At 66.4% G+C, this 22,381-nt stretch carries 18 protein-coding genes, 1 tRNA gene and 1 pseudogene; 8 read left to right on the forward strand and 12 right to left on the reverse strand.

All coding sequences use genetic code 11. The annotated features are described in order from the left end of the window. Nucleotides 1–148: 148 nt before the first annotated feature. Both ACN5W5_RS23500 and ACN5W5_RS23505 read left to right on the forward strand, forming a co-directional pair. Entirely contained in the window at nucleotides 149–2,359 is a 2,211-nt protein-coding gene (locus tag ACN5W5_RS23500; protein ID WP_420050834.1) for a protein-disulfide reductase DsbD family protein, read from the forward strand. A 123-nt stretch (nucleotides 2,360–2,482) separates the two neighbouring features. Further along, nucleotides 2,483–3,118 carry a thioredoxin family protein gene (locus ACN5W5_RS23505; protein ID WP_420050835.1) on the forward strand — a complete coding sequence of 212 codons (636 nt, stop codon included), beginning with the start codon at nucleotides 2,483–2,485 and terminating at the stop codon, nucleotides 3,116–3,118. Between the two features lie 47 nt (nucleotides 3,119–3,165). Here the strand turns inward: ACN5W5_RS23505 and ACN5W5_RS23510 are convergent, their stop codons facing one another. Then, the gene (locus tag ACN5W5_RS23510) at nucleotides 3,166–3,723 is read right to left on the reverse strand and encodes a phytochelatin synthase family protein (RefSeq protein ID WP_420050836.1); all 558 of its coding nucleotides are present in this window, start codon (nucleotides 3,721–3,723) and stop codon (nucleotides 3,166–3,168) included. Nucleotides 3,724–4,133: 410 nt separating this feature from the next. Further along, nucleotides 4,134–4,637: a DUF4396 domain-containing protein gene (locus tag ACN5W5_RS23515; protein WP_420050837.1), complete on the reverse strand. Its 504-nt coding sequence runs from the start codon at nucleotides 4,635–4,637 to the stop codon at nucleotides 4,134–4,136. A gap of 447 nt (nucleotides 4,638–5,084) precedes the next feature. Between ACN5W5_RS23515 and hemE the strand changes: the two genes are divergently transcribed. Then, entirely contained in the window at nucleotides 5,085–6,182 is a 1,098-nt protein-coding gene (gene hemE / locus ACN5W5_RS23520; RefSeq protein WP_420050838.1) for a uroporphyrinogen decarboxylase, read from the forward strand. A 401-nt stretch (nucleotides 6,183–6,583) separates the two neighbouring features. Then, entirely contained in the window at nucleotides 6,584–8,749 is a 2,166-nt protein-coding gene (priA, locus tag ACN5W5_RS23525) for a replication restart helicase PriA (RefSeq protein ID WP_420050839.1), read from the forward strand. Between the two features lie 172 nt (nucleotides 8,750–8,921). On the opposite strand, the gene ACN5W5_RS23530 is transcribed toward priA, so the two are convergent. Beyond that, entirely contained in the window at nucleotides 8,922–9,335 is a 414-nt protein-coding gene (locus tag ACN5W5_RS23530) for a hypothetical protein (RefSeq protein WP_420050840.1), read from the reverse strand. After that, complete coding sequence (locus ACN5W5_RS23535; RefSeq protein WP_420050841.1) at nucleotides 9,332–9,832, reverse strand: GAF domain-containing protein; 501 nt, start codon at nucleotides 9,830–9,832, stop codon at nucleotides 9,332–9,334. The genes ACN5W5_RS23530 and ACN5W5_RS23535 overlap by 4 nt, the downstream gene beginning before the upstream one ends. Before the next feature lie 227 nt (nucleotides 9,833–10,059). Between ACN5W5_RS23535 and ACN5W5_RS23540 the strand changes: the two genes are divergently transcribed. Then, nucleotides 10,060–10,371 carry a DUF167 domain-containing protein gene (locus ACN5W5_RS23540; RefSeq protein WP_420050855.1) on the forward strand — a complete coding sequence of 104 codons (312 nt, stop codon included), beginning with the start codon at nucleotides 10,060–10,062 and terminating at the stop codon, nucleotides 10,369–10,371. 3 nt (nucleotides 10,372–10,374) lie between these two features. On the opposite strand, the gene ACN5W5_RS23545 is transcribed toward ACN5W5_RS23540, so the two are convergent. The 3 genes from ACN5W5_RS23545 to ACN5W5_RS23555 all read right to left on the reverse strand — a co-directional run bounded on the left by ACN5W5_RS23545 (nucleotide 10,375) and on the right by ACN5W5_RS23555 (nucleotide 14,425). Further along, nucleotides 10,375–10,935, reverse strand: a complete 561-nt coding sequence (locus tag ACN5W5_RS23545) for a histidine phosphatase family protein (RefSeq protein WP_420050842.1) — start codon at nucleotides 10,933–10,935, stop codon at nucleotides 10,375–10,377. A 105-nt stretch (nucleotides 10,936–11,040) separates the two neighbouring features. Then, entirely contained in the window at nucleotides 11,041–13,257 is a 2,217-nt protein-coding gene (gene katG / locus ACN5W5_RS23550) for a catalase/peroxidase HPI (protein WP_420050843.1), read from the reverse strand. A gap of 205 nt (nucleotides 13,258–13,462) precedes the next feature. Next, nucleotides 13,463–14,425, reverse strand: coding sequence for an AEC family transporter (locus ACN5W5_RS23555; protein ID WP_420050856.1), 963 nt, complete (start codon nucleotides 14,423–14,425; stop codon nucleotides 13,463–13,465). Nucleotides 14,426–14,551: 126 nt separating this feature from the next. Between ACN5W5_RS23555 and ACN5W5_RS23560 the strand changes: the two genes are divergently transcribed. The 3 genes and pseudogenes from ACN5W5_RS23560 to ACN5W5_RS23570 all read left to right on the forward strand — a co-directional run. Next, nucleotides 14,552–16,624 (forward strand): ATP-dependent helicase, encoded by a 2,073-nt coding sequence (locus tag ACN5W5_RS23560; RefSeq protein WP_420050844.1) that lies wholly within the window; start codon nucleotides 14,552–14,554, stop codon nucleotides 16,622–16,624. After that, nucleotides 16,621–17,139: a hypothetical protein gene (locus ACN5W5_RS23565; RefSeq protein ID WP_420050845.1), complete on the forward strand. Its 519-nt coding sequence runs from the start codon at nucleotides 16,621–16,623 to the stop codon at nucleotides 17,137–17,139. The genes ACN5W5_RS23560 and ACN5W5_RS23565 overlap by 4 nt, the downstream gene beginning before the upstream one ends. Nucleotides 17,140–17,172: 33 nt before the next feature. After that, nucleotides 17,173–17,441, forward strand: a pseudogene (locus tag ACN5W5_RS23570) (cytochrome C biogenesis protein CcsA); the annotation flags it as partial. Nucleotides 17,442–17,513: 72 nt separating this feature from the next. On the opposite strand, the gene ACN5W5_RS23575 reads toward ACN5W5_RS23570, so the two are convergent. The 5 genes from ACN5W5_RS23575 to ACN5W5_RS23595 all read right to left on the reverse strand — a co-directional run bounded on the left by ACN5W5_RS23575 (nucleotide 17,514) and on the right by ACN5W5_RS23595 (nucleotide 22,369). Further along, entirely contained in the window at nucleotides 17,514–17,912 is a 399-nt protein-coding gene (locus ACN5W5_RS23575; RefSeq protein WP_420050846.1) for a hypothetical protein, read from the reverse strand. Nucleotides 17,913–18,126: 214 nt separating this feature from the next. Next, a complete protein-coding gene (locus tag ACN5W5_RS23580; RefSeq protein ID WP_420050847.1) occupies nucleotides 18,127–19,122 on the reverse strand; it encodes a hypothetical protein in 996 nt (331 codons plus the stop codon). A 142-nt stretch (nucleotides 19,123–19,264) separates the two neighbouring features. Continuing rightward, nucleotides 19,265–19,340 (reverse strand) — tRNA-Phe (locus ACN5W5_RS23585). Between the two features lie 56 nt (nucleotides 19,341–19,396). Then, nucleotides 19,397–20,089, reverse strand: a complete 693-nt coding sequence (locus ACN5W5_RS23590; RefSeq protein ID WP_177132477.1) for a response regulator — start codon at nucleotides 20,087–20,089, stop codon at nucleotides 19,397–19,399. 30 nt (nucleotides 20,090–20,119) lie between these two features. Next, nucleotides 20,120–22,369 carry an ATP-binding protein gene (locus tag ACN5W5_RS23595; RefSeq protein ID WP_420050848.1) on the reverse strand — a complete coding sequence of 750 codons (2,250 nt, stop codon included), beginning with the start codon at nucleotides 22,367–22,369 and terminating at the stop codon, nucleotides 20,120–20,122. Nucleotides 22,370–22,381: the final 12 nt, after the last annotated feature.

Below are 22,381 nucleotides of genomic sequence, written 5' to 3' on the forward strand. Positions count from 1 at the left end.
CACCCCAGGACAAGCCAACAGCCCTGACTTATATTCAGCCGATGCCCGGACACACCGGGGTCCCAGGAACTTGGAGCCGGCAGCGCCCTCATACTTCGACCGGCACCACCCGCCGACCGCTGCGACGCCCCCACTCACCCCGCTCCCGATGCTCCAGAAACTGCTTTCCTGCGCCACCCGCTCTGCCCGGCGCCTGCTCCCGGCCTTGTCGCTGAGCCTGCTGCTGCCACTCGCCGTGCAGGCGCAGGGCATCCTCGGTGGCGCCACCAGCCAGAACCCGCCCCAGATGGTGCAGGCCGAGCTGCTGGCCCACGCGCCCGAAGGCGCCGCGCCCGGCGCCAAGCTCTGGGTCGGCCTGCAGCTCACGCACACCCCCGAGTGGCACACCTACTGGAAGAACTCCGGCGACTCCGGCCTGCCCACCGAGCTGCAGTGGACCCTGCCCGAGGGTGTCACCGCCGGTGACATCGCCTGGCCCACGCCACGCAAGTTCCCGCTCGGCACGCTGGCCAACTACGGCTACAACGGCACCGTGCTGCTGCCGGTGCCGCTGACCGTCGCGCCCGACTTCAAGGGCAGCCATGTCGACGTGCAACTCTACGCCGCCTGGCTCGCCTGCCGCAAGGAGTGCATTCCCGAAGAAGGCCGTTTCACGCTGCGCATCCCCGTGCAAGGATCCACCGCGCTGAACGGCCTGGCGTTCGAGGCCGCGCTGGCCGCCGGCCCGAAAGACCAGCCCGCCGCCGACAGCACGCTGACGCCCGAACCCGGTTTCCTGAACGCCTCGCTCGCCGGCCTGCCCCCGGCATGGCAAGGACAAAAGCTGGAGTTTTTCCCCGAAGCCACCGGCCTGATCGAACCCGGCGCCGCCTGGACCCAGGCCTGGGACGGGGCTCGCTGGACCGCGCGCGTGCCGCTCTCGCCGCAGCGCAGCGACAGCCCGGCCCAGCTGGCGCTGGTGGTTGCCCAGGCCGACCCGCCCGGTGAAGGCGCGGGCAGTGCCGGCGCCCGGCTGACCGTACCGGTGCAGGGCAACTGGCCCGCTGCGGCGGCCCTGCCGGTGGCCGTGCCCGACGCGCTGCAGGCCGCGCTCGACGCCAACGCCGCCCGCGCCACGGTCCCGGCGGGTCCGACAGGCGCCCCGATCACGCTCTGGGCCGCGCTGATCGGCGCCCTTTTGGGTGGTGTGATCCTCAACCTCATGCCCTGCGTGTTCCCGGTGCTTGCGATCAAGGTGCTGGCGTTCGCCAAACACGCCGACGACCGCAGCGCCCACCGTGCCAACGGCCTGGCCTACACCGCCGGTGTGGTGCTCTCTTTCCTGGCGCTCGGCGGCCTGCTGCTGGGCCTGCGGGCCGCGGGCGAACAACTCGGCTGGGGCTTCCAGTTGCAGAGCCCCGGCGTGGTGGCCGCGCTGGCCGTGCTCTTCACCCTGATCGGCCTCAACCTCGCCGGCCTGTTCGAGTTCGGCAACGTGCTGCCCAGCCGCCTGGCCAGCCTGCAGGCCAAAAACCCCACAGCCGATGCCTTCCTGACCGGCGTGCTCGCCACGGCCATCGCCTCACCCTGCACCGCGCCGTTCATGGGCGCCTCGCTCGGCCTGGCCATCGGTCTGCCCGCGGTGCAGGCGCTGGCCGTGTTCGGCGTGCTCGGCTTGGGCATGGCCTTGCCTTACCTGACCGCCAGCTGGTGGCCGGCCATCGCGCGCGCGCTGCCGCGCCCCGGTGCCTGGATGGACACCTTCCGCCGGGGCATGGCCTTCCCCATGTTCGCCACCGTGGTCTGGCTGCTCTGGGTGCTGGGTCAACAAAGTGGTATCGACGGCGCCGCTGCGCTGCTGATGCTGCTGGTGGTGCTGGCGCTGCTGGTGTGGGCGCTCGGTCTGCGTGGCAAGAGCCGCACCGTGCTGGCCGGCCTCTCGCTCGCCGGCCTGCTGTGGCTGGGCTGGAACGTGGGCCCGAACGTCACGCGCCTGCAGGACGCGAGCCCCGGCGCCGAAGTCGCCACCGCGGTGCAGGGCGTGAGCTGGCAAGCCTGGAGCCCGGAGCGCCAGGCCGCGCTGCTGGCCGAAGGCCGCCCCGTGTTTGTGGACTTCACCGCCGCCTGGTGCGTGACCTGCCAGTACAACAAGCGCACCACGCTGGCCAACGCCGATGTGCTGGGCGACATCGCCGCCAAAAACGTGGCCCTGCTGCGCGCCGACTGGACCCGCCGCGACCCGGCCGTGACCGCCGAACTCGCCCGCCTGGGCCGAAACGGCGTGCCGGTCTACGCGATCCACCAGAACGGACTGGCCCCGCAGGTGCTGTCTGAAGTGCTGAGCGTGGACGAGATTCGCGCGGTGATCGCTGGGCTGTAGCCCCCTGGCGGCGCCCCCAAGGTGGCGCTCCTGGCTGCCCGGCAAAACCGGTTCCGCGGGTGCCTTGAACCAAAACGTCCCCGCGCTGGTCTCAGGTTTTCTGTCATCCAACGGAGCCAGACCATGATGCAACGCCGCCACTTCAACACCTTGGGCGCCGCCGGCCTTGGCGCGCTCGCCCTGCCCGCCAGCCTGCTGCCCCGCTCCGCCCACGCTGCCGCCAGCGTCGGTCAGCCCGCGCCCGACTTCACGCTCACAGACACGGCCGGCAAGCCGGTCAAGCTCTCGCAATTCAAAGGCAAGCCGGTCGTGCTGGAATGGAACAACCCCGGCTGCCCCTTTGTGCGCAAGCACTACAACGGCAACATGCAGGCGCTGCAGAAAGACTTCACCCACCAGGGCGTGGTCTGGCTCGCCATCAACTCCACCGAAGACGCCAGCGCCGACTACCTCAGCCCGCCCCAGCTCGCGCGCTGGATGCAGGACCAAGGCGCCAGCCCCAGCGCCACGCTGATGGACGAAGACGGCCATGTCGGCACGGCCTACGGCGCGCGCGTCACGCCCCATATGTTCATCGTCAACGCCCAGGGCCTGCTGGCCTACGCCGGCGCCATCGACAGCATCCCATCGGCCCGGGTGGCCGACATCGAAAAAGCCACCAACCACGTGCGCCAGGGCCTGGGCGAACTGCTGGCGGGCAAACCCCTGAGCACCACCACCAGCCAGGCCTACGGCTGCAGCATCAAATACAAAAGCTGAGCCTCGGCGGCAGCGCCTTCCTCATGCCGCGGGGCCACCATCCGTTTCTATGGGATGTGGCGCCACCGGACCGGGGAAGAAAGTGTTGTCCTTCCTTCATGGGCCGCCAAGGGGCTGACCAGAAGGTCGCTCCGGGTTCTCCCGGAGTCAGCCTCAACCGTGTTCATCGCGCCCCAGCGTCTGGGCACCGGAACCCAGGCGCAAGGGTACTTGCGGGCCGCGACATCGAGGACCAGCAGGCGGTCGGGAGCCGGACTGAGGGCGCCGACGGGCGCAATGTGTCCGGCACCGGATTGGCCAAGCCCCCGGCAGTCGTAGTTGGCCACGAGGAAGGTGTGAGGTTCGGAGAGGGTTCGGCGCTTCTGCGGCACCAGGAAGGGTTCGAGTTGTCCATGGTCGGTCCTGCTCGGAGACCCCAACAGCAGCGCCCGACCGTCCCTCGAAAACACGGCGATCAGGTCGGTCGCGAGGTGCAGGTTCTCGACCGGGGGTGCGCAGACGCTTGCAAGTTGCCAATGCAGGTTGTGTGCGTCCATCTGCGACCCAACTTGGCAAGGGGTCGTCCATCGGAGAAAACCCTGCAAAAAAGCGCATTTTGCAGCCATCACTTATGCACAAAATTTGTGCCACGGACCAACAGCGGACGTCAGGAGAAAAAACCACCCGCCCAAGGTGGGGCATCGGGCTCACACCCCCGAAGACCGTTGATTTCATTGGCTTCTGGTGCCTGCTTTTTTTCCGTGCAATTTAAGCAAGCCCTTGATTTAAAAGGCCTGCCGACCTGTGCACAGACACTATCAACAAAGTTATCCACAGAAACCTTGGACAGCGGCAAAAGCCAAAGTAAATCAGAGACTTACATCGCTTTCCCAGCGTTCAACCGAAGGCTGAGGCCGCGCGGGGCCGGCGGGCACCCGGGCCCCGAAGCGCAGACGGGGCCTTGGCGCCCTGAGGCCCGGGTGACACGCCGGAAGAGACCCTGGACAAAGGGCGGGCGCCGGTCTCTGCGCAGCGCTCAATGGTGAACATGAGCCACTGCGTGGCCCCGACCTCGGGCAATGAGCCAACGGTTGACCGGGTACGCGGCCAGGCCTGCGACGGCCAGTGAAACCGCCATGCTGGCCCAGAAGAACAGGGAGTCGATGGAAGCGTCCATGGCGCCGGGGATGGCCAGCATGAGGGCGTTGTCAACGATCTCCATGAGGGTGATGGAGGCCGCGTCGGCTGCGAGCGCGATCTTGAGTGCGGCCTTGAGCGGGTATCCCCGACGCAGGAAAGGGAGCGCGGTGAGCGCAAAGCCGGCAAAAAAAGCCAGCCCGACCGCCAGGGCAATGGTGGCGCTGTTGCTCCACCCCCATGCGGTTCCGATGAGCAGGCCCGCCACTTCGCCGATGGCACAGCCCAGAAGACAGTGCAGCGTGGCCACCAGTGCCGTGCGGTTCAGGGAATCGCCACCCTGGCTGGCTGGGCGCTGCCCGCCATGGCCGGCGGGATGAGGAACGTGGTGCGCGTGATCCATGTTGAAGCTCCTGGGTCATGTCGAGGACCTCAGCCTGGACGTTCTCATCATGGGAAGGTCAAGCAGCCCTTTCAGAGCTGGGGCATCCGATGCGTGCCCGCGCACCGGTCGTGGCGGGCCCACACACGCCGCCCTTCGAAGCCGATCGCGGTCGGTTCCGATCTGTCCGCAGATCGCGGCCCCGACGAGGCCATTGAACAGGCGGTCGACGACGAGCACCACCGCGCTCTGTGTTTCTCCTCATGCGACGTCCAGGGGATGGGAAAGAACCGACCTGTCGGAGACCCAGATTTGCACGCCTGTGTTCAAGATCGCGACCGGCGGCACCACCCGCCGGAGGACGCCTCGCTCGCGGCTGGCTGACCGACCTGCGCTGGCTCAAAGTGCGGTCATAGCCCAGGCGGGATAATCGCGGCTTCCCTTTGACGACCCCGCACCGGACACCCCATGAGCTACGCCCCCCTGCAGAACGACACTTTCCTGCGCGCCTGCCTGCGCCAATCGACCGATCACACGCCGGTGTGGCTGATGCGCCAGGCTGGCCGCTACTTGCCGGAGTACTGCGCCACGCGCGCCCGGGCCGGTTCGTTCATGGGGCTGGCGACGAACGTGGACTACGCGACCGAGGTGACGCTGCAACCGCTGGAGCGGTATGCGCTGGACGCGGCGATCCTGTTCTCGGACATCCTGACCGTGCCGGACGCGATGGGTCTGGGCCTGTCGTTCGCGCAGGGAGAAGGCCCGAAGTTTGCAAAAACGGTGCGCACCGAGGCCGATGTGGCCACGCTGGCCGTACCCGACATGGACAAATTGCGCTACGTGTTCGACGCGGTCACCAGCATCCGCAAGGCGCTCAACGGCCGGGTGCCGCTGATCGGCTTCTCGGGCAGCCCCTGGACGCTGGCCTGCTACATGGTCGAGGGCGGCGGCTCGGACGACTACCGCGCCGTCAAGAGCCTGATGTACAGCCGCCCGGACCTGATGCACCGCATCCTGGCCATCAACGCCGACTCGGTGGCGACCTACCTGAACGCGCAGATCGACGCCGGCGCGCAGGCGGTGATGGTGTTTGACAGCTGGGGCGGCGTGCTGGCCGACGGCAAGTTCCAGGATTTTTCGCTGGCCTACACGAAGCGCGTGCTGGCGCAGCTCAAGCGCACCGACAGCGCCGGAGCGACCATTCCGCGCATCGTGTTCACCAAGGGCGGCGGCCTGTGGCTGGACGACATGAAAGGCCTGGACTGCGAAGCCCTAGGCCTGGACTGGACGGTGAATCTGGCCAAGGCGCGCGCGGCGGTGGGCGACAGCAAGGCGCTGCAGGGCAACATCGACCCGAACGTGCTGTTCGCGCCGCCGGAGGCGATCGACCGCGAAGTGGCAGCCGTGCTGGAGAGTTTTGGCAAACCGCACCAGGGCGCTGGCACCGGCCCCACGCACATCTTCAACCTGGGCCACGGCATCAGCCAGTACACCCCGCCAGAGAGCGTGAAGGTGCTGGTGGACGCGGTGCACACGCACTCGAAACGCCTGCGCACGCAAGGCTGAACGCGGCCCTGACCAGACCGGCCGGTCGGTCGGTCCCGGACCGTCACAGGTGGGGCAAAAACCCGGCCTGCGCAGCCCTTAGCACAAAACTTCAAAAAAAAACCGCTTGACACAACTCACTTATGCACAAATCTTGTGCTGCGGCGCCGCAACAATTTTTCGGCGCTTGTGAATCGGTTCGGCGCAAGCCAACTCTTGCAAGTTGTTGATTTGATTGGCTTTTGATTTCTGCTTTTTTTCCGGGCAGTCTAAGCAAGCCCTTGATTTACAAGGCTTCCCGGCCCGCAAAACGCACCTATCAACAAAGTTATCCACAGAAAGTCTGGATAGCCCCGGAAGCCATGACAAATCAAAGACTTACATCGCTTTCCGACAGTTGAAACGAGGAAATCCCGCTAACCATGGCTTTTTGGCCCAGCATCGTCGTTGCCACCCCGGCCCACAGCGGCGTGGGAGCGGCGCTCACCTACCGAAGTGAGTTGTCGCTCGCGCCGGGTGTGCTGGTGCGCGTGCCGCTGGGTTCGCGCGAAGTACTGGGCGTGGTCTGGGACTGCCCGGACGCACCACCCGAAGGGCTCACCGAAGCCCGGACCAAGGCGATCGCGGGCGTGCTGGAGGGCCTGCCGGCACTGAATGGGTGCTGGCGCCAGCTGGTGAAATTCTGCGCCCAGTATTACCAGCGCAGCCTGGGCGAGGTGGCGCTGGCCGCCCTGCCGCCGCAGCTGCGTGAGCTCGACAGCACCCAGCTGGCGCGCCGGCTCAAGCGCCGCGCCAAGGCGGCGGCCGGGGTGCCACCCACGGCGCCCGAGGCGCTGCAGGGCCACGACCTGAGCGCCGAGCAGGCCGAAGCGCTGCGGGCCCTCGCCGCGGCCAAAGCGCCGGTGCTGCTGTACGGCGCCACCGGCAGCGGCAAGACCGAGGTGTATCTGCGCGCCACACAGGCGGTGCTGGAAACCGCCACGCCCGAAAACGAGGCACCCACCCAGGTGCTGGTGATGGTGCCCGAGATCAACCTCACGCCGCAGCTGGAGGCGCGCTTTCGGGAGCGCTTCGAGCCCGCGTTCGGCGCCGGCTCGGTGGTCTGCCTGCACAGCGGCATGACGCCGGCACAGCGCCTGACCAGCTGGCTGGCCGCACACACCGGCAGCGCGCGCATCGTGCTGGGCACGCGCATGGCGGTGTTTGCCAGCCTGCCGGGGCTGCGGCTGATCGTGGTGGATGAGGAGCACGACCCGAGCTACAAGAGCCAGGAAGGGGCACGCTATTCGGCACGGGATCTGGCGGTGTACCGGGCGAAGGTGGAGAGCGAGGCGCTGGCCAATGCCCCTCACCCCAGCCCTCTCCCGCCCGTGGGAGAGGGAGAAAACCCGCGTTGCCAGGTGCTGCTGGGCTCGGCCACGCCCTCGCTGGAGAGCTGGCACGCGGCGGATCAGGGGCGTTATGTGCGGCTGACCATGCCGGGGCGCATCGGCGGCGGGACGCTGCCGCGCCTGCGCCTGGTGGACATGAACCACCAGCCCAAGGGCGCGGTGCTGGCGCCCCCGCTGGTGGCGGCCATGGGCGAGCGCATCGCGCGTGGTGAGCAGTGCCTGGTGCTGCTGAACCGCCGGGGCTACGCGCCGGTGCTGGCCTGCCACGACTGCGGCTGGAAGAGCGGCTGCCCGCATTGCAGCGCCTACCGCGTGTTCCACAAGCTGGACCGCACCCTGCGCTGCCACCACTGCGGCTTCACCGAGCGCGTGCCGCGCGCCTGCCCGGACTGCGGCAACCTCGACATCGCACCCGTGGGCCGGGGCACCGAACAGATCGAAGAGCAGCTCGCCGGCCTGCTGGCCGACGTGAAACGGCCAGACGGCAGCCCCGCGCGCGTGGCGCGCATGGACGCGGACTCGACCCGCCTCAAGGGCAGCCTGGAACTGCAGCTCGCGGCGCTGCACAGCGGTGAGGTGGATGTCTTGGTGGGCACGCAGATGATCGCCAAGGGCCACGATTTCCGGCGCATCACACTGGTGGCCGGTATCAACGCCGACTCGGCCCTTTTCGCCAGCGACTACCGCGCGCCCGAACGCCTGTTTGCCCTGCTCATGCAGGCGGCGGGCCGCGCCGGGCGCGACGCCACCCAGAGCGGCGCGAGCGAGATGTGGGTTCAGACCTGGTACCCGCAGCACCCGCTGTTTGCCACGCTGAAAAAACACGACTTCCCGGCCTTCGCCGCCGAGCAACTGACCGAGCGCGAACAGGCCGGCATGCCGCCCTACGGCTTTCAGGCCCTGCTGCGCGCCGACGCGCGCACCCAGCAGGCGGCGCAAGCGTTTCTGAACATCGCCGCCGAACAGGCCGCCGGCCTGCCACACCGCGACCAGATCACGCTCTACCCCGCGGTTCCGCTGACGATCCAGCGCGTGGCCAACGTGGAGCGCGCGCAGATGCTGGTGGAGACCGATTCGCGCGGCGCGCTGCAGCGCTTTCTGTCGGCCTGGCAGCCGGTGCTGCACGGCTGCCGCAGCGCGCCGGAGGCCAAGGGCCTGGTGCGCTGGGCGGTGGACGTGGACCCGCTGTCGATTTAGGGCGACGCTGAATAAGTCCCCGTGGATGCGGGCGCCTGCTGTCGGGATGGGCTGCAAGGCGCAAAACGCAGACGGGGTGGGCGGCCCGGCGAGGCTTTGCAACGCCGCAGACCGCCCGAGAGCGGGATGCCCGCGCCACGAGGGACTTTTTCAGCGTTGCCTTAGGGGCGGTTCACGCCGGGAGTGCTGCCAGCGCAGGCCAGAGCTGCTCCAGCGTGTGGATCACGTCGTGCAACCTGAACGGCTGCAGCAGCAACCGGCGCACATCGAGCGCCTTGAGGCGGGCCACCAGCGCCGTGTCGACCACACGTGCCATCGCCACCACCGGGATGTCCGCATCGCAGCGGAACGCGCCGGCCCGCAGCCGGGTCATGAAATCCAGCGCGGCATCGCCTTCGACCAGCGACATCAGCAAGGCCTGCGGCACTCCGGTCTTGAGCCATTGTTCGGCCGACGCGATGCTGATCGCCTGACGCACACGCGCAATCTGCATCTCGCGGCACACCGAGGCCACGGTCCCGCGCACCAGACCGTCGGGTTCGATCAGCAGCACCTTGCGAGCGAGGGCGCCTCCCGGAGTGCTCATACTGCAGCCTCCTCGCGACGGAACAGCTCCTCCACCACCATGTCGCGCAAGCCGCCCAGAATGGCCACATCGAGTCGGTCGAACTCACGCGGTCGACGGTCCATGAGGCACAGTGTGCCGACCACCTGGCCGTAGGGCAGGCGCAAGCCCGCACCGGCATAAAAGCGGACGAAGGGGTGGCCGGTCACCAGCGGGTTGTCGGCAAAGCGGGGGTCCTTCAACGCGTCGGGCACCACCAGCGCTTCCGACTTGGCGATGGCATGGCCGCAGAAGGAAACGTCTCGCGGTGTCTCGCACACCTCCAGACCGAAGTGGGATTTGGACCATTGCCGGTCCCGATCGACCAGAGACACGAGCGCGATCGGCACATCGAACTCTCTCGCGGCGAAGGCCGAGATGCGGTCGAAACGCTCTTCGGGCGCGGTGTCCAGAATCAGCAGCGAGCGAAGTGCCTCCAGGCGCTTGGCCTCGTTTCGGGGCAAGGGAGCAAAGAGCATGGGGTCTCCGGGGGTCTGTACACATCCCTCATCGGCACGCCAAGGCCAAACGTGAGCCTGAGCCCGCACAAAACACAGGCCAGCGGCGATGCCCGTGGAAAACAGCACAATGCCCCCGATGGAAACACCCCCTGCGAGGGAACACCATGGCACGCAAATCCAAAACACAAGCCCTGACACCAGCGCCCGACGACGAAGCCGAAGAGCCGGGCTCGGCCGCGCCGCGCATGAAGATGAACACGCCCTGTGCGTGGGACGGCGACACGCTGGTGGTCAACATCCTGGGCACGCCGGCGGCCAAACGCGACGCGATCGGCAAGACCAAGGGCCACCAGCTCAAGGTGAGCGTGACCGCCACGCCGGTGGCGGGCAAGGCGACCGACCACATGGTGAAGTTCCTGGCGGAGGAATTCGACGTGCCGGCCAAGGCCATCACCGTGGTGTTCGGCCGCTTCAACGTCAACAAGCAGCTGCGCATCCTGGCGCCGAAGAAGATCCCGGCGGTGCTGGCCAGGCTGCTGCAGGACACGGACCCGTAGGGCTCAGGGCAGCTGTCGCGTCAGGAAGGCGCCGTTCGGGATGCGCTCGGCTTCAAAAAAGGCCGCATCGCTCAGCCCGTCGATCAGGTAACGCAGACAGCGCACCACGAAACCGTGCGATACCAGCAACACGGTCTGGCCGTCGTGCATCGCGCGCAGCTGCTGCAGCCCGCGCCCGACCCGGTCCACCACCGCGCGGGTGGCTTCGGCACCGGGGGGTTCTTCGTCCCAGCGATAGGCCACGTTGCGTGCGGCGAGTTCGGGGAACTGCTGCGCGGCTTCGTCGGCGGTGAGGCCTTCGAAGAGGCCGAAATCGCGCTCGCGGAAATCGGCGTCCAGACGCGGCACCAGCCCGCGCGCGCGCGCCACCGGTTCGGCCGTCTGGCGTGCCCGCAACATGGGCGAGACCACCAGGGTGTCGATGCCACCGGGCAGCGACAGCGCGAGCTGCTCGGCCTGGGCCTGGCCGGTGGCGTTGAGCGGCAGGTCGAGCCGACCCTGCCAGCGCTCGTCGGTGTTGAGGTCGGTCTGGCCGTGGCGGGCCAGCAGAAGGGTCAGGGCCATTCGGAGGGGGTCAGGTGGAAAGCCCCGATCTTCGCACCGACACAAAAAAGCCCCCGGGGCCGAAGCTGCGGGGGCCGGGGCAGGACAACCTGCCGGATCAACGCATCACTTCTTCAGGTCAAAGCGGTCGAGGTTCATGACTTTGTTCCAGGCGGCGACGAAGTCTTTGACGAACTTCTGGCCGCCATCGTTCTGCGCATAAACCTCTGCAATCGCCCGCAGTTGCGAGTTGGATCCGAAGGCCAGGTCCACGCGGGTCGCCGTCCACTTCACGGCACCGGTCTGGCGGTCGCGGCCTTCGTAGGCGTTGTCGCCGCTCGGCTTCCAGGCGGTGGACATGTCCACCAGGTTGACGAAGAAATCGTTCGTCAGCTGACCCGGGCGGCTGGTGAACACGCCCGCCGGGCTGCCACCGTGGTTGGCGCCGAGCACACGCAGGCCGCCGACCAGTACCGTCATTTCCGGGGCGCTGAGCGTGAGCAGCTGGGCCTTGTCGAGCAACATTGCTTCGGGCGCGACGCTGTAGGCGGCCTTGGCGTAGTTACGGAAGCCGTCGGCCTGCGGTTCCAAGACGCTGAAGGACTCGACATCGGTCTGTGCCTGCGTGGCGTCGCTGCGGCCCGGGGTGAAGGGCACTTCAAGGGTCTGGCCCGCGGCCTTGGCCGCGGCTTCCACCGCAGCGCTGCCGGCGAGCACGATCAGGTCGGCCATCGACACCCGCTTGCCGCCCGCCTGCGTGCTGTTGAAGGTGGTCTGGATGCCTTCGAACACGGCCAGCACCTTGGCCAGCTGTGCAGGCTGGTTGGCTTCCCAGTCTTTCTGCGGAGCCAGGCGGATGCGGGCACCGTTGGCGCCGCCACGTTTGTCGCTGCCGCGGAAGCTGGACGCGGAGGCCCAAGCGGTGGACACGAGCTCGCTCACCGAGAGGCCCGAGGCCAGCACCTGGGCCTTGAGCGTGGCGATGTCTTTCGCATCGATCAGCGGGTGGTTGACGGCCGACACCGGGTCCTGCCAGATCAGGTCTTCGGCCGGCACTTCGGGGCCGAGGTACAGGCTCTTCGGCCCCATGTCGCGGTGGGTCAGCTTGAACCAGGCGCGGGCGTAGGCGTCGGCGAACTCGTCGGGATTCGCCATGAAGTGGCGCGAGATCTTTTCGTAGACCGGGTCCATGCGCAGCGACATGTCGGCCGTGGTCATCATGGGCGCATATTTCTTGCTCGGGTCGTGCGCGTCGGGGATCATGTCTTCCGGCGCCACGTCCTTGGCGCGCCACTGGTGCGCACCCGAGGGGCTCTTGACCAGCTCCCATTCGTACTTGAACAGCACCTTGAAGTAACCCATGTCCCAGGTGGTGGAGTTGGGTTTCCACGCGCCTTCGATGCCACTGGTGGTGGTGTCGCCGCCCTTGCCGCTGCCGTGCTGGTTGATCCAGCCGAAGCCCATCTGCTCGATGGGCGCGGCCTCGGGCTCAGGCCCCACCAGCTTGGGGTCGCCCGCGCCGTGCGCCTTGCCGAAGGTGTGGCCACCGGCCACCAGGGCCACGGTCTCGTGGTCGTTCATGGCCATGCGGGCGAAGGTTTCACGCACGTCGCGGCCGGAAAGCACCGGGTCGGGGTTGCCGTCCGGGCCTTCGGGGTTCACGTAGATCAGGCCCATCTGCACGGCGGCCAGCGGGTTCTCGAGGTCGCGCTCACCGCTGTAGCGGCTGTTGGCCTTGTCGCTGGTGGCCAGCCACTCTTTTTCGGCACCCCAGTAGATGTCTTCTTCGGGTTGCCAGATGTCGGCGCGGCCGCCACCAAAACCGAAGGTCTTGAAGCCCATGGACTCCATGGCCACGTTGCCGGCCAGGATCATGAGGTCGGCCCAGGAGATGGCGTTGCCGTACTTCTGCTTGATCGGCCAGAGCAGGCGACGCGCCTTGTCGAGGTTGCCGTTGTCGGGCCAGCTGTTGACGGGCGCAAAGCGCTGGTTGCCGGTGCCCGCGCCACCGCGGCCGTCGGCCGTGCGGTAGGTGCCGGCGCTGTGCCAGGCCATGCGGATGAACAGGCCGCCGTAGTGGCCCCAGTCGGCCGGCCACCAGTCCTGGCTGTCGGTCATGAGCGCGGTCAGGTCTTGCTTGAGCGCGGCAAAGTCCAGCTGTTTGAAGGCTTCGGCGTAATCAAAGTCGGGGTCCATCGGATTGGACGCCGGGGTGTGCTGGTGCAGGATGCCCAGGTTCAGCTGGTTCGGCCACCAGTCGGCGTTGGACTGTGCGCCTTGTGTGGCGCGTGCGCCAGCAGCGGCGTGGAAGGGGCACTTGGATTCGGCGGCGGGCTTGCTCATGGGGGTCTCCAGGGGGTTGAACGGGCTCGTTCAGTGTGCTTGGGCCAGTGCTGCGAAACGTTCCACACAGTCGGCCAGGAAGCAGGCGAAGGTGTCGGGTGTCATGGCAGGGCTCCAGCGAGTGATCGAGCCTCCACTGTGCGCTCCGCTCACCCATTTGACAACTTGATTGTCACTAGGCAATCGATAGCAAATTTCTATACCGTCAGGTCATCAGCGCAACGGCGCCCGAGAACGTGAGGAAGGCCGCCGCAGTCGTCACCAGGATGATGCGGGCGATGCGCCCGTTGTCGGCGCCGAAGCGCTCGGCCAGCAGCGACACGTTGCTGGCGCTGGGCAGGGCCGACACCAGCACCATCACCGTCAGCGCGAACGGCTGCAATGGCACGCCGAGCTGGATCGCCGCCGTGCCCACCGCGAGCACCAGCAGCGGGTGCAACAACAGCTTCATGATCGCCACCGGCAAGTAATCGCTGGTGGGCATGGGGTGGCTGGACTGGATCTGCGAACGCGCCAGCACCGCGCCGATGGTGAACAGCGCCACAGGCGAAGCGGCATCGGCCAGCAGCCAGACGGTCTTTTCCACCGGTCCGGGCAGGGTGAACTGCACCGCCGACGCCACGCCACCCAGCAAGATGGCCCAGGGCATGGGGTTCACCACCACCCCGCGCAGAGCCTTGCGCCCCGCCACCAGCATGGCCTGGCCGCCATGGCCCTCGCCCTCGTCGAGCCGGGAGAGCGCGATGCACAGCGAGCTGGTGATGACCATGTCCACCACGATCAGCACGATCACCGGACCCGCGCTCTGCGGCCCCAGCAGCGCCGCCAGCAGCGGCACGCCCATGAAACCGGTGTTGGGAAAGGCCGCCACCAGCGCGCCCATGGCCGCGTCGTTCCAGCGGATGCGGCTGTTCATCGTCATGACGATGGCAAACGCCACCATCACCAGCGCACACAGCAAGTAGACACCGGCCACCGAAGCGTCGAGCAGCTCGGCAATCGGTGTGGTCGAGCCGAAGCGGTACAGCATGCAGGGCAGTGCGAAGAACAGCACAAAACCGTTCAGTCCCGGGATCGCCTCCAGCGGAAGCATGCGCCGGTGGGCGGCCAGAAAACCGGCCAGCACGAGCGCGAAGAAGGGGAAGGTGACGAGCAGGATGTTGAGCACGGTGGGCGATTGTCTCAGGATCACATCGGGGCACCGGGCAAGGCGGCGACATGGCCGCACCCCCACGCCCGGCCGGGGCCGCCGGTATCATCAGACGCTTTGCCGAATGCCAGCGATGAAGTTCCCATGTCCCACGGCCTGAACCTTGCCCAACTCGAAGCCGTGAACCACCTGGGCGGCCCCTGCCTGGTGCTGGCCGGCGCGGGCTCGGGCAAGACGCGCGTGATCACGCACAAGATCGGCCGCCTCATCAACGCAGGCCTTGCGGCCGACCGCATCGCCGCCATCACCTTCACCAACAAGGCCGCCGCCGAAATGCGCGAGCGCGCCAAACAGTTGGTGGGCCGCGACGCGAAGAAGGTGCTGATCTGCACCTTTCACGCGCTGGGTGTGCGCCTGCTGCGCGATGACGGCGCGGCGCTGGGCCTCAAAAAGAACTTCAGCATCCTCGACACCGACGACATCACCAGCATGTTGAAAGACTGCGGCGGCACCACCGACGCCAACACCGCACGCGGCTGGCAATGGGGCATCAGCGCCCTGAAGAGCGCAGGCCTGAATTCGGCCCAGGCGCTGGCGCAGGCGAAGGACGAAAACGAACGCGTCACCGCGACCATCATGGCGCGCTATGAGGAGCGCCTCACGGCCTACCAGAGCGTGGACTTCGACGACCTGATCAGCCTGCCGCTCAAGCTGCTCACCGAGCACCTGGACGTGCGCGAGCGCTGGCAGAAGAAGATGGGCCACGTGCTGGTGGACGAGTACCAGGACACCAACGCCACGCAGTACGAATTGCTGAAGCTGCTGGTGGGCGAACGCGCGCGCTTCACCGCCGTGGGCGACGACGACCAGTCGATCTACGGCTGGCGCGGGGCCACGCTGGACAACCTGAAACGCCTGCCGCAGGACTTTCCCGAGCTCAAAGTCATCAAGCTGGAGCAGAACTACCGCTCCACCAGCGCCATCCTGCGCGCGGCCAACAATGTCATCGGCCCCAACCCCAAACTGTTCCCCAAGACGCTGTGGAGCGACCTCGGCGAAGGCGAACCGGTCCGCGTGGTCGACGCCGACAACGAGGAGCACGAGGCCGAGCGCGCGGTGGCGCGCATCCAGAGCCTGCGCACGATCTCGCCGCACAAGGAGTGGCGCGACTTCGCGATCCTCTACCGCGCCAACCACATGGCGCGCTCGTTCGAGCAGTCGCTGCGCCGCGCCCAGATCCCGTACAAGGTCTCGGGTGGCCAGAGCTTTTTTGACAAAGCCGAGATCCGTGACCTCTGCGCCTGGCTGCGCCTGCTGGTGAACAACGACGACGACCCGGCCTTCCTGCGTTCGGCCACCACGCCCAAGCGCGGCATCGGCCACACCACGCTGCAGCAACTCGGCAACTTCGCCACGCAATACAAACTGAGCCTGTTCGAGGCGCTGTTCTCCAACTCGCTGGGGGCCACCCTGCCCGCGCGCGCCGTGGCCACGCTGCACGAGTTCGGCCGTGCGGTGAACGATCTGGAGTACCGCGCCAAACACACGGTGGGCCACGAGGCCGCGCGCGCCTTCCTCACCGAGTGGCTGAAAGACATCGCCTACGAGAAGCACCTGTACGACAGCGAGGACAACGAGAAGGTCGCGGCCGCCCGCTGGACCAACGTGGTGGAGTTCTGCGACTGGGTGGCCGGGCGCTGCGGCGGCCAGATCGAGGACGAAGCCGGCGTGCAGACCGAAACCGAACGCAAGACCCTGCTCGAAGTGGTGCAGACCATCGCCCTGCTCTCGACGCTGTCCGAGCGCGAGAAAGACCAGAACGTGGTGACGCTCTCCACCCTGCACGCCTCGAAAGGCCTGGAATGGCCGCACGTGATGCTGGTCGGTGTGAACGAGGGCCTGCTGCCATTCAAGATGGACGAAGAGAGCAACCGCGACGCCAGCGCCGAGAGCCTGGCGCAGCGCCTGCAGGAAGAGCGCCGCCTGATGTACGTGGGCATCACGCGCGCGCAGCGCACGCTGGCCGTGAGCTGGCTCAAGCGCCGCAAGAAGGGCCGGGAAAGTGTGCCCGGCATGGCCAGCCGCTTCATCAAAGAGATGGCGCTGGACCAGAACACCGTGAAAGAAGACCCGCGCGAAAAGCTGCGCGCGCTGCGCGCCGAGTTCGCCCAACGCGCCACCGACCAGGCCGCGCAGAAAGCTGCGAATACACCATGAGCCTGCACCGCTCGCCCAAGGATCGCGCCAAGGCCGCGTGGATCGGCACCACGCTGCTGGCCTTGCTGGCGGCAACGCCCTCACCCAATGCCACCGCCCAGAGCCGCCCCACCCCGCCGGCAGCGGCCTGTACCGAACCGGCTGACATGGCGCCCGCCCATCTCTACGGCCTGTGGCAGCTCACGCTCTGGCCGCTGGACGGACGGGAAACCGAACCACAGTCCCGCGGCGCCGTGCTGTTCGAGCGCCACCCCGACTATCCTGGCAGCGTGCGAGGTCACATCAGGCGATCCACCACCGGCAACGATGTGCAGACCCAGGTTTCAGGGGATGTGGTGGACGGAGAGTTCAACCTCGACGAATCCGCCGACGGCGTGACCATGGAGGCGGTCTGGGCGGGGGCGCCTCTGGCGTGCGGGCAGGTCATTCGCGGCATCCGCCGTCCGGCAGAGGGCAGCGCCACGTCCCAGCCCAGCCTGTATTTCCGACTGGACAAGACGCCCGGCTGGCGCTGATCCCACCGCGCTCGCCACGCGGTGGATGCACCCAGCGTGACCGGCAAGGACGCCGACCGCCTGAACTTCAAGGCGCCAGCGCTGCGCAACATCGAACTCACCTGCCCCTGCTTCCACGACGGCGCCGCTGAAACCATGACCCAGGCCGTGGACCTGATGGGCCGCCTGCAACTGCAGGCCGCGAGTTCAACAAAGACGAAAACGCCAAGATCGTGGCTTTCCTCAAAACCCTGACGGGTCAGCAACCGCAGATCACGCTGCCCTCGACCGACAAGACGCCGAAGTCCCGTCCGTTCAACTGAGCCTCGGCTGACGCCCATGACAAAAAAACCGGCCTCGCGCCGGTTTTTTGTGCAACGGTCGGAACCCGCCGGTCAGGATGCGTTCCCGGTCGCCAGAGCGGGCTTGCCGACGAACCAGGCCTGCAACAGGCCGCCCAACTGCTCGGGCACATCGTTGTCAAAACTCATCAGCACATCGGGTGCCAGCTTCTCGGCAGCCGAGGTCAGAACCACCGCTACGCAGTCCCGGTGCTCGTCCGTGGCCGAACGCTGGAGCCTGGCCTCCAGCACCGCCACGGTGGCGTCGCGCATCCGGTCCGAGCCCAGGACATGCCAGGCGTAGTCGATCTCATAGCGGTCGAGCGCGTCTTTCAGGCTTTCCCCATCCTCGCGGGATTCTTCGGCAAAGCGGTTCAGGGTGCGGGTGCTGAGCTGGCTCACCAGCTGGGCGACCAGTTCGGTGTGCGCATGCACAAAAGTATCAATGGCCACAGGGAGTCCTTGAATGATGGAAAGCCGGAGCCCGGCGGGTCGGTCGTGCCGAACGTGAATCCTGAGAGGCCATGGACCGGTTCAAAGCCGAAACGGTCCGGGGCACACCGCCCCGAAAGGACGACCCAGAAAGTCAAAAGCCCATCTCGAAGGATGGGCTTTTGCGAGGTGTTTGGTGGCCTGGGACGAAAACGAGGAACAAGCGAAAGGCCGTTTAAGCCGCCCATTCCGGAGCAGGCATTTTAGCAGTTTCCGCACGAGTGCTGCCTTGTGTGAACCAAGGGAGGTAGGGGCGGGGATTGCCGTGGTCGAAGCCGATTCGGTGCAGGGCTCCGTACAGCAACCAGCCATGGTTCGCATGCAGGCATGCACGATCAAAATAGGCCCGGGCGGCTGGCTCGTAGTGTGCCGCGGCGTCCCAAGCGTCCACCTGATCGCCGAAAAGAGTGATCAGGTCCCGTTCAAACGGGTAGAGACAACAATCGAGCACCTGCTGCCGTGTTCTTGGGTAAAACGCCGATGACTGCGGAAACGCGCTGGCGATGTAAAGGCTGGTGGCCCGTTCCAGCAAGAACGGAAGTGCGCCCGGCCTGTGCCTGGCGTCGCCGTAGTACTGCATCGGGCGGTACAGGAAATCGTGAAGCTCACTGCCCAGTTCATTGCGGCTCAGGTGAATGACCGGCGCGACCAGCTCGGAGAGAAAGCGCTCCCAGAACATGGGCGTACCGAACCAGTAGCTACAAAGCCCGTAGTTGCCGTTGTGCTGCCGTGTCGACGTCAGAAAGTCCAGTCCAACGCCGGCCTTGTCCAGAACCGCCTGGAACCGGTGCAGCACCTCGGAATCCCCATGGATGATCGGCGAACGGTCATTGCTGCTGAAATTGCAGTAACTCATGTGGGCCCACGGGTTGGTGACATACACCTCATACCCGGGATTGGCTTCGATCCACTGGCGCACGTCGTTCCCGTCGAGCAGGCCTTTGGCCTGGAAACGGCTGGAAACAGCCCCCAGAACATCGGCGGTGCGATGCACGCCGTTCGCAACGATGTGCTCAAAGACCTGGAACTCCCGCCATTCGGGGTGGGGGTTGTGGCTGAAGTCGAAAGCATCGAAGCCCGCGATCAGCGGATTCTCATGGCTGGGATCGATACGGTTCTGAAGCAGGCGAATTTTCATGATCTGCCGGTACGCATCTTCGGGCACGCCCATGTGACGATGACTGGGCACTGTGTCCAGATATCGCCGGACCACCGGCCTGAGGCCAGGCGCCCGAATCCATTGGAACGGTTGACCACACAAAGAAAAACGGGCCACGCCGTTGAGCGTAACCCGTTGATCTTTTCCCAAATTTTGGTGGCCTGGGACGGAATCGAACCATCGACACGCGGATTTTCAATCCGCTGCTCTACCAACTGAGCTACCGGGCCAAACAGAAGCGGAATTATAGCAGGGAATCCGGCGCTGTTCTTTCGGGCCAGCGCCATCAGAGCGCGTTGCGCTTGCTGCGGGCGAGGTCGACGCCGAGCTGCTTGAGTTTGCGGTAGAGGTGCGTGCGCTCCAGACCCGTCTTTTCAGCCACCCGCGTCATGGAGCCGGACTCCTTGGCCAGGTGGTATTCGAAATAGGCCTTCTCGAATTCGTCGCGCGCCTCTCGCAGCGGCCCCTCCAGGTTGAAGGCCTGCGAAGATTGAGGACCGATGTCAAACACCACTTCGGGCTGGCTGCCACCGGTCATGGCCACTTCCACGGTCAGCTCCATCACGGGCGCGAGCGCGCCATTTTTCAGGGGCAACGCAGCGCCGACCTTGGCCACCGGTTTGTTCAGCCCCATGTCCACGGCTTTGAGCAGCTTCTGCAGGGTGATGGGTTTTTCGAGGAAAGCGGTGGCACCGATGCGCGTGGCTTCCACGGCGGTGTCGATGGTGGCGTGCCCACTCATCATGATCACGGGCATGTTGAGCAGGCCACCACTGGCCCATTCCTTCAGCAGGGTCACGCCGTCGGTGTCGGGCATCCAGATGTCCAGCAACACCAGATCCGGACGCATCTGCGCACGCAGAACTCGGGCCTGGGCGGCGTTTTCTGCCAGTTCGACCGTGTGGCCTTCATCGTTGAGAATTTCGGAGAGCAGGTCCCGAATGCCCAATTCGTCGTCAACGACCAGAATAGTTGCCATAGCGTGAAATGTTTCCCTCTGTCCGTGTTGTCAATTTGCAACTGCGAATGATAACGACACTTGGGCGCCCACCACTTTGCCGTCGATCAACCGGTTGCTGATATCGACGCGCCCACCGTGCTCTTCCATGATTTTTTTGACCACCGCAAGGCCCAGACCGGTGCCTTTGGTCTTGGTCGTGACATACGGTTCGAACGCCCGCTTCAGGATGTTCTCGGCGAATCCGGGGCCCTGATCGACCACCGACAGACGCACCCACTGGCCCGAGCCCGAGCGCCGCGTGTGGAGCAGCACTTCGGCACCGGCCTGTCCGGCCATGGCGTCCTGCGCGTTCTGCACCAGGTTGTGCAGGATCTGCCGCAGTTGCTGCGGATCGGCCATCACGCTGGGGCAGTCGTTGTCCAGATCGGCTCTCACGGGCACGGCCGAGCTGTCGTACAGGACCAGGATGTCACGCACCAGGGCATTGAGGTCGATGGGGGTGAGCTGTGCCGCCGGCAGCCGCGCGTAGTCGCGGAATTCGTTGACCAGGTGCTTCATGGCGTCGACCTGATCGACGATGGTGCGGACCGATTTGTCCAGCAGGGCCTGCTCGGCCGGCTGGATCTTGCCCTGCAGTTTCATGGCCAGGCGCTCGGCAGACAGCTGGATCGGCGTGAGCGGGTTTTTGATCTCGTGCGCCAGGCGCCGGGCCACCTCCCCCCAGGCCCGGGCGCGCTGGGCGGACACCATTTCCGACACGTCGTCGAACACCAGCAAGCGCTCGTTGTTGGGCAGCAGTGCGCCACGTGCGATCAAGGTGATGCCCTGGTTGTTGCCGGTGTCGCCGTGGGCGCCGAGTTCGAACGATTGTTGCCAGTGGCCGCCTTCGTGGGGGGTGTCGTCGGACAGGAAGCGTTCGAACTGCTGCAGCACCTGCGCCGCAAAATTCTCCAGACCGACCACGGCCGCCAGCGGTTGCCCCAGGTGCAGCCCCAGCGGGGTGCGCAGAATGCGGGCCGCACCGGGATTGACACTGAGCACGCCGCCGCGTTCGTCGAGCACGACCACCCCGGCCGTGAGGTTGTCCAGGATGGTCTGCAGATTTTCCCTGGCAGCGTCCACCTGTTCCATGCTGTGCTGCACCGCCGAGCGCGCATCGGCCAGGTCCTGTGTCATGTGGGCAAAGGTACGGGTCAGACCCGCAAGCTCGTCGCGCGAGGCCAGCTCCACCTTGGGCGCAAGGTTGCCCTGGGCGACCTCGCGCATGCCTTCCGCGAGCACGAGCAGCGGACGCACCAGATGGTTGCCCAGCAGCACGGCCAGCAACACGGCGCCGAAGATGGCCAGAAAGAGGGCCAGTGTTAGCGTACCGATGTACATGCGCTGCAGCCCCTGGCGTCCGAGCGCGCGCTCCTGGTACTCGCGGTTGGCCACCTGAACGGCCAGGGCATCGGCGACCAGCGCGCGCGGCAAGGGCACCACGACCTGAAGGTAGCGCGGGTTTTCATTGAATCCGAATCCGGTGGCCTCCACGAGGGCCAGCACCTTGATGTGCGCCTGCGCCACCGACAAGCCGGTCTGCAGCGGCTCTTCACCCACCTCTTCAAGCCCCTCGACCAGCACCATCACCCGGTTCGCGCGCACGCTGCGCAGCTGGGCAATGGCAGGACGGTTGGGTGAAAAGTCGAAGCGGGAGGCGCCAGCGCTGGCGATGGCCTGGCCGGAGGCATTCCAGAGCACCAGATCGCTCGCCGACAGGTTTTCGCGCAGCCGCTCCAGCGCCAGCACCGCCGAGGCGTCGGGTACCCGCGCCAGCTGTTCGGCGGCCAGTCGGGTCTTCGCGCCGAGATCGGCACTCAGGGTGTCCAGCGTGGTGCGACCCAGGTTCAGCCCCGCCGACAATGCGGATTCGACCCGCACGTCGAACCAGCTTTCGATGGAACGCGAAACAAACTGGTACGACACCGTGTAGATCAGCAACCCGGGCAACACCCCGACCAGCCCGATGATGGCGGCCAGCTTGAGCAGCAACTGGCTGCCGAACTTGCCCCGCCGCAGTCGCTTGACCAGCCGCACCGCCAGCCAGACGATGGCCAGGAACAGCAGCGAGGCCACCGCCACGTTGATACCGACCAGCCAGGTGAAGTTCTCTTCGTAGAGCACGCGGTTGCGCGTTGCCAGCGTGAGCAGGAACAGCAACACCATGCCCAGTCCGGTCATGAAAACCAGTGCAACAACCACCGCCCAGCGCCGCGAAGTGCGCTGCTTTTCCGGGGATCGGAGGTGTGGGTCGCTCATGGTTCAACAGAA

The organism is Hydrogenophaga sp. ZJX-1 (genome assembly GCF_048590325.1).
Lineage (GTDB): Bacteria > Pseudomonadota > Gammaproteobacteria > Burkholderiales > Burkholderiaceae_C > Hydrogenophaga.

Excerpts from the sequence above, each read along its gene's own strand:
- ACN5W5_RS23500 (WP_420050834.1), top strand. The coding sequence starts at position 149 with ATGCTCCAGAAACTGCTTTCCTGCGCCACCCGCTCTGCCCGGCGCCTG.
- ACN5W5_RS23505 (WP_420050835.1), top strand. The coding sequence starts at position 2,483 with ATGATGCAACGCCGCCACTTCAACACCTTGGGCGCCGCCGGCCTTGGC.
- ACN5W5_RS23510 (WP_420050836.1), bottom strand. The coding sequence starts at position 3,723 with ATGGCTGCAAAATGCGCTTTTTTGCAGGGTTTTCTCCGATGGACGACC.
- ACN5W5_RS23515 (WP_420050837.1), bottom strand. The coding sequence starts at position 4,637 with ATGGATCACGCGCACCACGTTCCTCATCCCGCCGGCCATGGCGGGCAG.
- hemE (WP_420050838.1), top strand. The coding sequence starts at position 5,085 with ATGAGCTACGCCCCCCTGCAGAACGACACTTTCCTGCGCGCCTGCCTG.
- priA (WP_420050839.1), top strand. The coding sequence starts at position 6,584 with ATGGCTTTTTGGCCCAGCATCGTCGTTGCCACCCCGGCCCACAGCGGC.
- ACN5W5_RS23530 (WP_420050840.1), bottom strand. The coding sequence starts at position 9,335 with ATGAGCACTCCGGGAGGCGCCCTCGCTCGCAAGGTGCTGCTGATCGAA.
- ACN5W5_RS23535 (WP_420050841.1), bottom strand. The coding sequence starts at position 9,832 with ATGCTCTTTGCTCCCTTGCCCCGAAACGAGGCCAAGCGCCTGGAGGCA.
- ACN5W5_RS23540 (WP_420050855.1), top strand. The coding sequence starts at position 10,060 with ATGAAGATGAACACGCCCTGTGCGTGGGACGGCGACACGCTGGTGGTC.
- ACN5W5_RS23545 (WP_420050842.1), bottom strand. The coding sequence starts at position 10,935 with ATGGCCCTGACCCTTCTGCTGGCCCGCCACGGCCAGACCGACCTCAAC.
- katG (WP_420050843.1), bottom strand. The coding sequence starts at position 13,257 with ATGAGCAAGCCCGCCGCCGAATCCAAGTGCCCCTTCCACGCCGCTGCT.
- ACN5W5_RS23560 (WP_420050844.1), top strand. The coding sequence starts at position 14,552 with ATGTCCCACGGCCTGAACCTTGCCCAACTCGAAGCCGTGAACCACCTG.
- ACN5W5_RS23565 (WP_420050845.1), top strand. The coding sequence starts at position 16,621 with ATGAGCCTGCACCGCTCGCCCAAGGATCGCGCCAAGGCCGCGTGGATC.
- ACN5W5_RS23580 (WP_420050847.1), bottom strand. The coding sequence starts at position 19,122 with ATGGGCGTGCCCGAAGATGCGTACCGGCAGATCATGAAAATTCGCCTG.
- ACN5W5_RS23590 (WP_177132477.1), bottom strand. The coding sequence starts at position 20,089 with ATGGCAACTATTCTGGTCGTTGACGACGAATTGGGCATTCGGGACCTG.
- ACN5W5_RS23595 (WP_420050848.1), bottom strand. The coding sequence starts at position 22,369 with ATGAGCGACCCACACCTCCGATCCCCGGAAAAGCAGCGCACTTCGCGG.